Source organism: Psychrobacter sp. FME13, assembly GCF_014861395.1.
Taxonomy (GTDB): Bacteria; Pseudomonadota; Gammaproteobacteria; order Pseudomonadales; family Moraxellaceae; genus Psychrobacter.
Map to the genome: position 1 here is coordinate 1 of NZ_RRYV01000016.1, position 14498 is coordinate 14498.

9 protein-coding genes and 1 tRNA gene are annotated in these 14498 nt (G+C 41.7%); all 10 read left to right on the forward strand.

Annotation, left to right across the window (positions count from 1 at the left end; all coding sequences use genetic code 11):
- Window positions 1-359 precede the first annotated feature (359 nt).
- A tRNA-Trp gene (locus EI164_RS03750) sits at window positions 360-435 on the forward strand.
- A gap of 51 nt (window positions 436-486) precedes the next feature.
- Window positions 487-975 (forward strand): preprotein translocase subunit SecE, encoded by a 489-nt coding sequence (gene secE, locus EI164_RS03755; RefSeq protein ID WP_192518658.1) that lies wholly within the window; start codon window positions 487-489, stop codon window positions 973-975.
- 72 nt (window positions 976-1047) lie between these two features.
- Window positions 1048-1578 (forward strand): transcription termination/antitermination protein NusG, encoded by a 531-nt coding sequence (gene nusG / locus EI164_RS03760; RefSeq protein WP_057761729.1) that lies wholly within the window; start codon window positions 1048-1050, stop codon window positions 1576-1578.
- Window positions 1579-1672: 94 nt separating this feature from the next.
- Complete coding sequence (gene rplK / locus EI164_RS03765) at window positions 1673-2104, forward strand: 50S ribosomal protein L11 (protein WP_192518659.1); 432 nt, start codon at window positions 1673-1675, stop codon at window positions 2102-2104.
- Window positions 2104-2805, forward strand: a complete 702-nt coding sequence (gene rplA, locus EI164_RS03770) for a 50S ribosomal protein L1 (RefSeq protein WP_192518660.1) — start codon at window positions 2104-2106, stop codon at window positions 2803-2805. Before rplK ends, rplA begins: the two co-directional genes overlap by 1 nt.
- Before the next feature lie 454 nt (window positions 2806-3259).
- Complete coding sequence (rplJ, locus tag EI164_RS03775) at window positions 3260-3787, forward strand: 50S ribosomal protein L10 (protein ID WP_192518661.1); 528 nt, start codon at window positions 3260-3262, stop codon at window positions 3785-3787.
- 132 nt (window positions 3788-3919) lie between these two features.
- On the forward strand, window positions 3920-4291 hold the full coding sequence (rplL, locus tag EI164_RS03780; RefSeq protein ID WP_192518662.1) for a 50S ribosomal protein L7/L12: 372 nt from the start codon (window positions 3920-3922) through the stop codon (window positions 4289-4291).
- 720 nt (window positions 4292-5011) lie between these two features.
- Window positions 5012-9130 carry a DNA-directed RNA polymerase subunit beta gene (gene rpoB, locus EI164_RS03785; RefSeq protein WP_192518663.1) on the forward strand — a complete coding sequence of 1373 codons (4119 nt, stop codon included), beginning with the start codon at window positions 5012-5014 and terminating at the stop codon, window positions 9128-9130.
- 151 nt (window positions 9131-9281) lie between these two features.
- Window positions 9282-13499: a DNA-directed RNA polymerase subunit beta' gene (gene rpoC, locus EI164_RS03790; protein ID WP_192518664.1), complete on the forward strand. Its 4218-nt coding sequence runs from the start codon at window positions 9282-9284 to the stop codon at window positions 13497-13499.
- A gap of 379 nt (window positions 13500-13878) precedes the next feature.
- On the forward strand, window positions 13879-14406 hold the full coding sequence (locus EI164_RS03795) for a DUF6586 family protein (protein WP_192518665.1): 528 nt from the start codon (window positions 13879-13881) through the stop codon (window positions 14404-14406).
- The last annotated feature ends 92 nt before the right edge of the window (window positions 14407-14498 follow it).

The following is a 14498-nucleotide window of genomic DNA, read 5'->3' on the forward strand; positions in this document are numbered from 1 at the left end:
TGCTAACGTACTTGACTAATGATTAATCCCATCAGTGTATGCTGATGTAGGTTAAGCCGTTAGTAAAAAGCCACCCTCTTAGAGGGTGGTTTTTTTATAAGTAATCTAGAAAGTCAGTAATGCTATTAGCTATCTATAGTTGTCATATGATATTAATTCAAATCTATTCTTCACAGAGCTAATGTATTTTTTCATATACTATTGTAATCTGCTGCATAGCTTGATATATTAACGCAGCTTCTTATTAGTCGCTAATATCAGCGTTTAAATAAGAAAAAAGTTCGGTAAGAATAATAATTTTACCGACAAGGGCTTGCATTCTATGCTGAATATTGTATAATGCTGTCCTTTACACCCATAGGCGATTGGCTCAATTGGTAGAGCATCGGTCTCCAAAACCGAGGGTTGTAGGTTCGAGTCCTACATCGCCTGCCATCTTCTTATCATATCTGTGTCGTACCCTATCATCTCCGAAGCGAGTTCTTTATGAGCAATAATCAAGATAACCTCGAGACTAAGTTATCTGATGCCAAGGCGGATGCTAGCGGAATGCTGTCCAAAGGTAAGCACGTCTCAGCAGGCAATCAAACAACTGCTGTTGAAGTAGCTAAAACTGGATCAATAAAAGATGTGATACTGTGGTTGTTAGCCGCAGCATTTTTGATCGGTGCAACGTTAGTTAATCAATATTTACCTGGCTATTGGCAACCTGCCAATGATGTTTGGGTGCGTATTGGTATTATCGTTGCTCTTGTTGTATTTGCATTAGTATGCTTAGCGTTAACGCATCAAGGTCGCGCTTTTAAAATATTATTAAAAGATGCTGGCGTTGAGCTGCGCCGAGTAACATGGCCAAGTAAAGACGAAACCTTTCAATACACTTGGCAAGTAATTGTCGTGATTGCTATTGCTGGTTTCTTTATTTGGTTATTAGATAACTTTTTTAATTGGTTTGTTGGCGTATTTATCGGTTAATAGCACGTATTAGTGATTATTAACGAGACATTTACTCATAAAAACTTATTCTATAATGGTCAGGAGCGTGATATGCGTTGGTATATTGTCCAAGCGTTTTCAGGATATGAAAAACAAGTACAACGTTCATTAACTGATCGTATTAACCGTAGTGACTTTGCTGAGTCATTCGGTGATGTATTGGTTCCTACTGAAGAAGTCGTCGAAATGAAAGACGGCAAAAAGCGTAAGAGCGAGCGTAAGTTCTTTCCAGGATATGTATTAATCCAAATGGAAATGAATGACAATACTTGGCACATCGTAAAAGACTGTCCACGTATTATGGGTTTTATCGGCGGTACGCCTGAAATGCCTGCGCCAATTACACAAGTAGAAGCTGATCGTATCTTAAACCGTCTCAATCAGACTGAAACAGATCCACGTCCTAAGACGCTATTTGAGCCGGGCGAAGAGTTATTGGTTATTGATGGTCCATTTACTGACTTTAAAGGGTTGGTTGAAAAAGTGGATTATGAGAAGTCTAAGTTACACCTAACAGTAAACGTATTTAATCGACCTACTCAGGTCGAGCTTGAGTTTAGTAAAGTTGAAAAACTAGACTAAACTAGCAAAAAGTTCATCAACCGGGGAGCTGTTAGTCAAATAGGTATGTATGTACCACATTGATTTGGCGCTATTACCCATTTAGGAGAGTATCATGGCTAAGAAGATTGATGGTTACATCAAACTGCAAGTGCCTGCAGGAAAAGCAAATCCTTCACCACCGATTGGTCCAGCATTGGGTCAAAAAGGCGTGAACATCATGGCGTTCTGTAAAGAATTTAACGCTGCAACCTCAGGTCAAGAGCCGGGTCTACCGATTCCAACTGAGATCACTGTATACAGCGATAAGTCTTTTACCTTCATCATGAAGTCACCACCAGCTTCTTACTTATTACGTAAGGCTGCCGGTATTGCTAAAGGTTCAGGCACACCAAACACCGCTAAAGTCGGTAAAGTTGATCGCGCGCAATTAGAAGAGATCGTTAAGACCAAAGATGCAGATTTAACTGCTGCTGATCTTGATGCTGCTGTCCGTACCATTGCTGGCACTGCACGTTCAATGGGTATTACCGTGGAGGGTGTATAATGTCTAAGATAACTAAACGTCAAAAAGAAATTCAAAGCCGTGTTGATAACGAAAAGCAATACACTCTTGAAGAAGCGGTTCAAATCTTAAATGATTTGCCAGCGCTAAAATTCAAAGAGTCTATTGATATTGCTATTAACTTGGGCGTTGACCCACGTAAATCTGATCAAGTCGTTCGTGGCGCTACCAACCTACCTGCTGGTACTGGTAAAACCAAACGCGTTGCTGTATTTGCTCAAGGCGCTGCTGCTGAAGCCGCCAAAGAAGCTGGTGCTGACATCGTTGGTTTTGAAGACCTAGCAGCAGAAATCAAAGCGGGCAACATGGATTTTGATGTTGTTATTGCTGCTCCTGATGCAATGCGTGTTGTTGGTCAATTAGGTACTATCTTAGGCCCACGTGGTCTGATGCCTAACCCAAAAGTTGGTACAGTAACGCCAAACGTTGCTGAAGCTGTGACAAATGCTAAAGCTGGTCAAGCACAGTATCGTGTAGACAAAGCAGGTATTATTCATACTACTATTGGTCAAGTTGGTTTCACTGCTGAGCAAGTTATCCAAAACGCTGAAGCATTAATCACAGATCTAAAACGTGCAAAACCTGCTACTTCTAAAGGTACTTTCATTAAGAAAATTACCTTGTCTAGCACTATGGGTCCTGGTATCACTATTGATGCTGTTCCTTATCGCACTGCTAAATAATTAAGTATCTCATCTTCATCTATTTTGAATGATGAGCACAAAATAATTTTAAAGAATTAGGTCAGCGTAGTATTTGCTACGCTGTCTAAGACCGTAGGTAGAGAGCAGTTTAAAATTGTAAATAGCTGTTTCTGACAGTTAAATACTATATTAAGTCGCTTTTGTTAATCGACGACAGATGAAAATCTTAGTTGTCCTACGCAGACGGTGGCCCACACAGTTTAAGACACGAGCGAATAGGGTTATACGATTGTTTAGGCAGTCATCAAACTATTACTCAACGTCATTCTGATAACGGTGCCGTAATCAGTCGTTACCAGTAGATACGTTTTTTAGGATCTGCTGGTAATGTGTCGTATCAAGTCAGTCTTAGCTTAGAGTTTAAGCGCATAAAAACTTCAATGTTTTAGCACTTCTACGATAAGTCGATTGATAAGATTAAAGGAGTCAACTTATGGCATTAACGCTAGAGCAAAAACAACAAGTTGTGGCTGAAGTGTCTGAAGTTGCTGCTAATGCTTATTCAGCAGTAGCTGCCGAGTATCATGGAATTGGTGTTGCACAGCTTACTCAGCTGCGCCAACAAGCCCGTGATAAAGGTGTTGTTTTGAAAGTGGTAAAAAATACACTAGCAAAACGCGCTTTTGAAGGCACTAATTTTGAAAGCATGTCAGACCGTATGACTGGTCCTCTACTTTTGGCTTTCTCTATGGAAGATTTGGGATCTGCCGCTCGAGTCATATTCGACTTTAGCAAAGATAACAAAGCTTTAGAGACCAAAATAGTATCAGTCGGTGGTGAAGTTTATGGTCCAGAAGAGCTAGAGCGCGTATCGAAGCTACCAACTCGTGACGAAGCAATCTCTATCTTGATGGCTACTATGAATGCACCAGTGACCAAGCTTGTCCAGACTATGAACGCTGTTCCTGGCAAGTTCGTTCGCACTGTAGCGGCAATCAAAGACGCAAAAGAAGCTGCTTAATTGCTTGTTTTAACGTAACTTTGACATCGCTAATTTTGATTGCACTTTATTGTCACACCTATTTGAAATGTCGACAAGCAATCAAAGCGATATTAAAATCAATTAATTTTTATCAGATAACGGAGAGTTCTCATGGCACTATCTAAAGATGATGTGTTAAACGCAATCGCTGAAATGTCAGTAATGGATATCGTTGAGCTAATCAGCGACATGGAAGAAAAATTCGGCGTAACAGCTGCTGTTGCTGCTGCTGCACCTGCTGCTGCTGGTCCTGCTGCTGCTGCTGAAGAAAAAGATGAGTTTGACGTAGTTCTTGCCAGCTTTGGCGAGAAGAAAGTTGCGGTAATTAAAGCCGTACGTGAAGCTACTGGTCTTGGCCTAAAAGAAGCGAAAGATTTGGTTGAGAGCGCTCCAGCTCCAGTCAAAGAAGGCGCATCTAAAGCTGAAGCTGAAGAGTTGAAAAAGAAACTTGAAGAAGCTGGTGCAAGCGTTGAACTAAAATAAGTTTAACTACTGTACGAAAAAAAAGCTGGTAATGCCTTGCATTGCCAGCTTTTTTTTACTATAATTCGTAGCTTGACCTTTTGTGTCTGCCAACATACGTATGCAACAACACGGTGGATACCCATCAAAAGGACAGACGATATACATGCAAGCACACATGCCAGTTTTTGAAATCAGTTAATATGAGCTAAACGTCCGTAGATGTTTGGCATTTTTTTGTGTCTGCATGCTTTCCTATTAACTTAACACTATAGTTTGTACTGATTCTAAAAGTTATAGTTACCCCAGTTATTATTAATTCTGAAAAGCTATCGATTCTAGGTTATCCACTTAGCATGGTTTTACTGTCAGTAGGTAGGCTCATAGACGGTAGATATCGGCGACGATATTGGTTTTGATGATAAGTAGTTTTTAAAACTACAGTAAAAGTCACTTTTTATACGTGTATTTTTAGCTAAGTTATAATACCAACGTATCGTAAAGTAGGTGATATTGAAATTATTAATCTGAGTAGGCATATAGCCTAACTGAGATACCAGTTACAAGATTGAATGAAGTGTGCTAAATAAGCACTGATTAGTAAAGTAGTAATTGATAGAAAGACATGAGTTAAGCACGAAGACCCGTTTTATATTATCGTTTACGTCGCCAAGTTTGTATCGTATTTATGCATGCTGGCCACGATTTAATTTGTTTCCACGTTTACTGTAAGGACTCTCGATGGCATATTCTTATACTGAAAAAAAGCGTATTCGCAAAAGTTTTGCTGAATTGCCCACTGTAATGGACGTTCCCTATTTACTGTCTATTCAAGTAGATTCTTACGAGCAATTTTTGCAAGAGCATAGAAAGCCAAAAGCTCGTGAGAATACTGGTTTGCAAGCTGCGTATTCCTCTATTTTCCCAATTGAGAGTCATTCTGGCAACGCTGAACTACAATTCGTTGAGTATCATTTGGGCACACCTGAATTTGATGAGCGTGAATGTATCTTACGTGGTTCAACATTTGCTGCGCCTATGCGTGTCAAAATCCGTTTGATCATCAAAGACAAAGATAGCAAGGATAAAGATAGCAAAGCTGCTATCAAAGACATCCGTGAGCAAAGCGTCTACATGGGTGAGATGCCACTGATGACGGCTAACGGTACTTTTATTATCAATGGTACTGAGCGTGTTATCGTATCTCAGCTACATCGTTCACCTGGTGTATTCTTTGATCATGATAAAGGTAAGTCACATTCAAGTGGTAAAGTACTTTATAACGCCCGTATTATTCCTTACCGTGGCTCATGGTTAGATTTTGAGTTTGATGCTAAAGATTTAGTATTTGCTCGTATTGACCGCCGTCGTAAACTTCTTGCGTCAATCATTCTACGTGCACTTGGCTTAACAACTTCTGAGATCTTAGATTTATTCTTTGATAAAGTTGCGGTTTACAGAGGTGAAGAGACGTTTGAGATTGATTTGGTTGCTGATCGTCTACGTGGTGAGATGGCTCAGTTCGATATCGTATCACCTGAAGGGGATGTTATCGTAGAGCAGGGTAAGCGTATCAATGCACGTCGTATCCGTCAGCTAGAAGAAGCTGGTATGACGAAAATTGCTGTACCTGATGAATATCTATATGAGCGTATCTTAGCGGAAGATGTTGTCGTCAACGATGAAGTTATTGCTAAAGCTAATACGTTAATTGATCACGAGTTGTTGGTTAAATTAAGTGCATTCGAAGCTAGCGAATCTATCAAAGAGTTTAGCATTCTATTCACCAATGACATTGATCAGGGTAGTTATATTGCTGATACGCTACGTGCTGATAGTACGTCAAGCCGTGAAGAAGCGTTGATCGAAATCTATAAAGTGATGCGCCCAGGCGAGCCGCCAACGGTCGAAACTGCTGAAAAGTTATTTGAGAGCATGTTCTTTAACGCAGATCGTTACGACTTATCAAACGTTGGTCGCATGAAGTTCAACCGCCGTTTAGGGTTAGAGTTTGATAATACTGATGATCCGGATGTTCAACGCGCACGTAGTGTATTGACTAACGATGATATCGTTAATGTTCTAAAAGAACTTATCGAAATTCGTAACGGTCGCGGTGATGTTGATGATATTGACCATCTAGGTAACCGTCGTATTCGCTCAGTGGGCGAGATGGCAGAAAACCAATTCCGTGTTGGTCTTGTACGTGTTGAGCGTGCGGTCAAAGAGCGTTTGAGCTCTGCTGAGTCTGATAACTTGTCACCACAAGATTTGATTAACTCAAAGCCTGTAGCGGCTGCGGTTAAAGAATTCTTTGGTTCAAGCCAGTTGTCACAGTTCATGGATCAGAACAACCCGTTGTCTGAAGTTACCCATAAACGCCGTGTATCAGCATTAGGACCTGGTGGTCTGACTCGTGAACGTGCAGGCTTTGAAGTACGTGACGTACATGATACCCATTATGGTCGTGTATGTCCTATTGAGACTCCTGAAGGTCCAAACATTGGTCTTATCAACTCATTGGCAACATTTGCTAAAACCAATAGCTTTGGTTTCTTAGAAACGCCATATCGCCGTGTGGTTGACGGTAAAGTAACGGATATCATTGAATATCTGTCAGCGATTGAAGAAGTAGGTACTGTCATTGCACAGGCTGATTCACCGTTGACCGAAGATGGTGCACTAAGCGATGAGATGGTCAGTGTACGTAACTACGGTGAATTTGTTCGTATGCCACCAGAAAAAGTGACACATATGGATGTGTCACCAAGTCAGGTAGTATCGGTAGCAGCAGGTTTGATTCCATTCCTAGAACATGATGATGCTAACCGTGCCTTGATGGGTTCGAATATGCAACGTCAGGCTGTTCCTACGCTACGTGCGGATAAACCATTAGTTGGTACTGGTATGGAGCGTCACGTTGCTCGTGACTCTGGTGTCTGTGTGATCGCCAAGCGTGGTGGTGTGATTGAAGATGTTGATGCATCACGTATTGTTGTTCGTGTAAACGAAGATGAAATGACTGCTGGTGAAGCGGGTATCGATATCTACAATTTGATCAAATACACGCGTTCTAACCAAAATACTTGTATTAACCAACGTATCATCGTTAACCAAGGCGATGAGATTGCTTTGGGTGATATCTTGGCTGATGGTCCATCAACAGATCTTGGAGAGCTAGCGCTAGGTCAGAACATCCGCATCGCATTTATGCCGTGGAATGGTTACAACTTCGAAGATTCAATCTTGTTATCTGAGAAAGTGGTTAAAGAAGATCGTTTCACTACGATTCATATTCAAGAATTGACTTGTGTGGCACGTGATACCAAGCTCGGTACAGAAGAGATTACTGCTGATATTCCAAACGTTGGTGAAGCAGCACTATCAAGTCTTGATGAAGCAGGTATCGTTTATATCGGTGCGGAAGTTGACGCTGGCGATATTTTGGTTGGTAAAGTGACACCAAAAGGTGAGACGCAACTAACGCCAGAAGAGAAATTGCTCCGGGCTATCTTTGGTGAAAAAGCGGCTGATGTTAAAGACACGTCTTTACGTGTTCCAACATCAAGCAAAGGTACGGTTATTGACGTACAAGTATTCACCCGTGATGGTGTTGAAAAAGATGCACGTGCAAGAGCGATCGAAAAGTCACAGCTTGACAGCTATCGCAAAGATTTGAAAGAAGAGCTACGTATCTTTGAAGAAGCAGCTCGTGGTCGTATTGGTCATCTATTAGATGGTCAAAAAGTCAGCGGCGGTGCTGGTCTAAAAGCTGGTACGGTGATGGCATTTGCTGATATGAAAGATATGAGCCTTGAGACATTGCTTGATATCCAGCCAGTAGAAGAAGAAATATCTGAGCGTTTGACGCAAATCGCTGATTACTTAGTTGATAAGCAAAAAGACATCGATGTGAAATTTGCTGAGAAAAAACGCAAATTGACAGCAGGTGATGACTTGCAACATGGCGTACAAAAAATCGTTAAAGTATATCTAGCGGTTAAGCGTCGTATTCAACCTGGTGATAAGATGGCTGGTCGTCACGGTAACAAAGGTGTTGTCTCACGCATCATGCCAGTTGAAGATATGCCGTATGATGAGCATGGCAATACCGTTGACATCGTACTGAACCCGCTAGGTGTACCATCACGTATGAACATCGGTCAGGTTCTAGAAACGCATTTGGGTATGGCAGCGAAAGGTCTAGGCGAAAAAATTGATGGCATGCTTAAGTCTCAAGCAGCGATCAAAGAACTACGTGAGTTCTTAGACCAAATCTATAACAAGGTTGGTGGTGAGCAAGTTGACCTTGACAGCTTGAGTGATGATGACATCATGGCATTATCAGCCAACTTGCGTGGTGGCGTACCAATGGGTACCGCAGTATTTGATGGTGCAAGAGAAAGCCAAGTAAAAGATTTGCTAGAGCTTGCGGGTATGGACCGTGATGGTCAACAGACCTTATATGATGGTCGCACAGGTCAGAAATTTGACCGTAAGGTGACGGTAGGCTACATGTATATGCTTAAACTTAACCATTTGGTTGACGACAAGATGCATGCGCGTTCTACTGGTTCTTATTCACTAGTGACGCAGCAGCCATTGGGTGGTAAAGCTCAATTTGGTGGTCAGCGTTTCGGTGAAATGGAAGTGTGGGCACTAGAAGCTTACGGCGCAACATATACGTTGCAAGAGATGCTGACTGTGAAGTCGGATGACGTTGAAGGCCGTACGCGTATGTACAAAAACATCGTTGATGGTGAACAGTATATGGATCCAGGTATGCCTGAATCGTTCAATGTACTGACCAAAGAAATCAAATCACTGGGTATTAATATTGAGTTAAAACAAAGCAACTAACCCTGTTGTTTAACTTAGTTGTTAGCTGAAAGCAGTACGCTCATTGCTGCTGCTTTTAGTGATTTGTCTCAACCCTATTCATTGCCTTCATTCATCTTATTTGCGTCAATAATACGCTGTCAGATGATTATAAAGATAACGGAGAAGCAACTTGAAAGATTTACTCGATATCATGCAGAGCCCTACCGGCAACGGTAATCAAGAGTTTGATAGCATTCAAATTACTTTAGCCTCACCTGACGTGATTAAATCATGGTCACATGGCGAAGTAAAAAAACCTGAAACCATTAACTATCGTACGTTTAAACCTGAACGTGATGGTCTGTTTTGTGCCAAAATCTTTGGTCCAGTAAAAGATTTCGAATGTTTATGTGGTAAATATAAGCGCCGTAAGTTCCAAGGCGTTATCTGTGAAAAATGTGGCGTAGAAGTTACGACTGCGAAAGTACGTCGTGATCGTATGGGCCACATCGATTTGGCTAGCCCAGTTGCACATATTTGGTTCCTAAAATCATTACCAAGCCGCATCGGTCTATTGTTAGACATGACGCTACGTGATATCGAACGCGTTCTATATTTTGAAAGCTATATCGTGACTGAGCCTGGTCTAACCAGTTTAGAAAGATACCAGTTGCTTGACGATGAAGATTACTTCAAAGCCCTTGAAGAGTTTGGTGATGAGTTCACTGCCAAAATGGGTGCTGAAGCTGTTCAAGATTTATTGAAAGATATCGATATTGATTTAGAGATTGATGAGCTACGCGAAGCGATTCCGCAAACAGGTTCTGAGACTAAACTTAAAAAGATGTCTAAGCGTCTTAAGTTGTTAGAAGCATTCCGTGATTCTAACAACAAGCCTGAGTGGATGGTAATGAACATATTGCCAGTACTACCACCAGATTTGCGTCCGCTAGTACCACTAGAAGGTGGTCGTTTTGCAACGTCAGATCTAAACGATCTGTATCGCCGTGTTATTAACCGTAACAATCGTCTAAAGCGTCTGCTTGAGCTAAGTGCTCCTGATATCATCGTACGTAACGAAAAACGTATGTTGCAAGAATCAGTCGATGCGTTGCTAGATAACGGTCGTCGCGGTCGTGCGATTACTGGTAGTAATAAACGTCCATTGAAATCTTTGGCTGATATGATCAAAGGTAAACAAGGTCGTTTCCGTCAGAACTTACTTGGTAAGCGTGTTGATTATTCTGGTCGTTCTGTGATTGTTGTTGGTCCAACACTACGTTTACATCAGTGTGGTCTACCGAAGAAAATGGCACTAGAGCTATTCAAGCCATTTACTTATAACAAACTATTGTCTCATGGTTTGGCAACGACGATTAAAGCTGCTAAAAAAATGGTAGAGCGTGAAGAACCACAAGTGTGGGACATGCTGGCCATGGTTATTCGTGAGCATCCAGTGCTTCTTAACCGTGCACCAACACTTCACCGTTTGGGTCTACAGGCATTTGAGCCAGTACTGATCGAAGGTAAAGCAATCCAATTGCATCCGCTCGTTTGTACTGCATTTAACGCCGATTTTGATGGTGATCAGATGGCTGTTCACGTGCCATTGACGCTAGAAGCCCAGCTTGAATCACGTGCGCTGATGATGTCTACTAACAACATCTTGTCACCTGCGAACGGCGATCCAATCATCGTGCCATCACAGGATGTTGTACTAGGTCTATATTACATTAGTCGCTCGTCTATCAATGCCAAAGGCGAAGGCATGATCTTCTCGACCGTCAATGAAGCATTGCGTGCTATTGGGTCAAACGATTTGCATGTAAACGCTAAAATCAAAGTGCGTGTCACTGAGACGCATATTGACGAAGAAGGTAACCAAACCAAAGAAGTTAGTATCAAAGATACTGTTGCTGGCCGTTTGTTGATCTGGAACATCATGCCTAAAGGTATGACGTTTGAAGAGTGTAACCAAGAAATGACGAAGAAAAACATTTCAGGTCTCATCAACTCTTGTTATCGTAAAGTAGGCGTTAAAGAAAGTGTTATGTTTGCTGACCAATTGATGTATCTTGGTTTTGCTCAAGCGACACTATCGGGTGTTTCTATCGGTATTGACGATATGGTCATTCCACCACTGAAAAAGAAAATTATTGAAGCGGCTGAAGGCGAAGTTCGCGAAATCGAAGATCAGTTCGAGCAAGGTTTTGTGACTGCCGGTGAGCGTTATAACAAAGTGGTTGATATCTGGTCACGTACCAATGACAAAGTCGCTAAAGCGATGATGGACAATTTGGCAACTGATAAAGTAACCAACGCACAAGGTATCGAGGACGAGCAGAAATCGTTCAACTCTATCTTTATCATGTCAGACTCTGGTGCTCGTGGTAGTGCGGCTCAGATTCGTCAGTTGGCTGGTATGCGTGGTCTGATGGCTAAACCAGATGGTTCTATCATTGAAACACCGATTAAAGCCAACTTCCGTGAAGGTTTGACGGTATTACAGTACTTCATCTCAACTCACGGTGCTCGTAAAGGTCTAGCAGATACGGCACTGAAAACGGCTAACTCAGGTTACCTGACTCGTCGTTTGGTTGATGTGGCACAAGATTTGGTTATCACCAGTGACGACTGTGGTACTGAGCAAGGCTTGCTCATGAAACCCCATATTCAAGGTGGTGAAATCATTGAGAAACTAGGTGATTTAGTACTTGGTCGTGTGACTGCGCGTGATGTTACTTACAATGATGATGCTGATAAAGTATTGATTCCAGCGGGTACTTTGATTGATGAGCATTGGGTCAACGTGCTTGACGAAAATGCCATTGATGATATCTGGGTACGCTCAGTGATTACCTGTGATGTTGAGCATGGTGTGTGTTCACAGTGTTATGGTCGTGATTTGGCTCGTGGTCATAAAGTTAACATTGGTGAGTCAGTCGGTGTTATGGCTGCACAGTCTATTGGTGAACCTGGTACCCAGTTAACCATGCGTACTTTCCACGTGGGCGGGGCAGCAAGTTCAGCATCTGTGGATAATAGCATCTCAGTTCGTAATGCTGGTCAAGCACATTTCGAAAACATGAAGACTGTACAACATACTGATGGTCACTTGGTTATCGTATCACGTTCAGCTGAAATCGCATTGACCGATGAGCTTGGCCGTGAGCGTGAGCGCTATAAAGTACCTTATGGTTCAAGCGTGCTTGTGAAAGACGAAGAACAGGCTGAAAGCGGTCAAACTATCGCAAAATGGGATCCGCATACGCATCCAATTATCACAGAATTTGCTGGTACAGCACGCTTTAGTGATATCACCGACGGTATGACTGCCACAGTGAAAGTAGATGATGCCACTGGTATGAGCTCATTTGAGATTCTTGCTACTCGTGACCGTTCAAGCTCAGCAAAAGACTTGCGTCCTGCAATTATCTTGAACACTGACGAAGGTAAAGAAGTGGTTTACTTCTTGCCTGCTGAAACCATCATTCGCGTTAGCGATGGTGAAAAAGTAGCAGCAGGTTCGATTCTAGGCCGTGTACCACAAGCTTCTTCGGGTACTAAAGATATTACTGGTGGTCTACCGCGTGTTGCTGACTTGTTCGAAGCACGTCGTCCAAAAGATCATGCCATCATGGCAGAAATGACCGGTGTGGTTAGCTTTGGTAAAGAGACTAAAGGTAAAAACCGCTTCATTATTACTAATGAAGATGGTGAAGTACATGAAGAGCTAATCCCGAAATGGCGTCAAATCAATGTCTTTGAAAATGAGACAGTGGCACGTGGTGAAGTGATTGCTGATGGTCCACAGAACCCACATGATATCTTGCGTCTAAAAGGTCAGACTGCGCTTGCTGATTATATCGTCAACGAAGTACAGGACGTTTATCGCTTGCAAGGTGTGAAAATCAACGACAAGCATATCGAAGTTATTATTCGTCAGATGCTGCGTAAAGTCGAGATTACTGATGGTGGTGATTCAAACCACTTTAAAGGTGATCAGGTAGAGTATGCCGATATCAAAGCATTGAATGCAAAACTAGAAGCGGAAGATAAATTCCCAGTACAGTTTGAGCGTCAACTGTTAGGTATCACTAAAGCAAGTCTGGCAACAGAAAGCTTTATCTCAGCGGCTTCTTTCCAAGAAACTACGCGTGTCCTAACGGCTGCTGCTGTTACTGGTAAAGTAGATGAATTACGTGGTTTGAAAGAGAACGTCGTTGTTGGTCGTTTGATTCCTGCAGGTACTGGTCTTGCTTATCATAAAACACGTAAAGAACAAGCGGATCAAAAGCTACAAGATAAAGATCTTAATGCAGCGTTTGATATGACGGCAACCACTGATAGCAAAGACTTTGCTAGCTTTGATGAAGCCTTTGCACAAGAACTAAATCAAGATCATTAATAGTCTTTGATATATTCTTAGTTTACTAGAAAAGCCAGCCTTAGTTGCTGGCTTTTTTATGCCTATTATAAACTAAAATAACGTAAAACTGAGGGTAAGCAGTATGCTTTTTGGGTTAACCTTTATGGATCTAGCAGCAGTTTTTGTTAGCTGATATAGTTTCTTGTATAATTTATTCGACAGACCTTGATCGTAGTTCATTAAGAACCATGTTATGAGCTGTGATATAGTTAAAGAAATATAAAATGGGTATAAGACAGCCGACTGTAGATTGTACGAGTAGTGCATCTAAGGAGAATAACGCGGTAGCGGTTTAGCCGTTCGCTGACTGTAGCTGCAACTTATTAGCACTTATTATTAATATAAGGATAAATAGCAAATGGCAGGTAAAACTCGTGTTGCCAAGTATCAAGCCGATCGAACCAATCAAAAACTGTATTTTTGTCGTCTGTCCTGTCAATCAGCAGGGGCGACTAATGATAAGCAGCTATACCAAGCGCATTGTGAGACTGCTATTTTTCACTTATATGGCGCTTTTCTCGCATTTACCCAAGAGCTTGGTTATTTCTACAGTTTAAACATTCCAACCCCCACATTGTCAGATATCGAAAAAGCATTGAGTGAGCGTACGCAGGTATCTCCTGAGATTCAGCGTTTACAGCAGATAAGACAACAGGGGTTTCTTGCAAATATAGAGCGTGCTTATCAGCGTTGTTTGTATGCCGTACAGCCTGATACGATCATAGATGAAAAGTCAAGTAGTGAGACAGCGCAGTCTTCGGATCTGATTGTTAATGTGGTTACTTTATCAAACCAATGGTTACCAGATGAGGCAACGATACGTGAATGGCGCCAGCAGTTTTTAGATTTGATTGAACAACTACGTGCTGGTATGGTTGAGTTTTAGTAGAATTTAGCTTAAAGATAAATAGATACGCATGCATATTCTATAAAAATAATAAAACCCCTACTCAATAGCATGAATAGGGGGGTTATTGT

Excerpts from the sequence above, each read along its gene's own strand:
- secE (WP_192518658.1), top strand. The coding sequence starts at position 487 with ATGAGCAATAATCAAGATAACCTCGAGACTAAGTTATCTGATGCCAAG.
- nusG (WP_057761729.1), top strand. The coding sequence starts at position 1,048 with ATGCGTTGGTATATTGTCCAAGCGTTTTCAGGATATGAAAAACAAGTA.
- rplK (WP_192518659.1), top strand. The coding sequence starts at position 1,673 with ATGGCTAAGAAGATTGATGGTTACATCAAACTGCAAGTGCCTGCAGGA.
- rplA (WP_192518660.1), top strand. The coding sequence starts at position 2,104 with ATGTCTAAGATAACTAAACGTCAAAAAGAAATTCAAAGCCGTGTTGAT.
- rplJ (WP_192518661.1), top strand. The coding sequence starts at position 3,260 with ATGGCATTAACGCTAGAGCAAAAACAACAAGTTGTGGCTGAAGTGTCT.
- rplL (WP_192518662.1), top strand. The coding sequence starts at position 3,920 with ATGGCACTATCTAAAGATGATGTGTTAAACGCAATCGCTGAAATGTCA.
- rpoB (WP_192518663.1), top strand. The coding sequence starts at position 5,012 with ATGGCATATTCTTATACTGAAAAAAAGCGTATTCGCAAAAGTTTTGCT.
- EI164_RS03795 (WP_192518665.1), top strand. The coding sequence starts at position 13,879 with ATGGCAGGTAAAACTCGTGTTGCCAAGTATCAAGCCGATCGAACCAAT.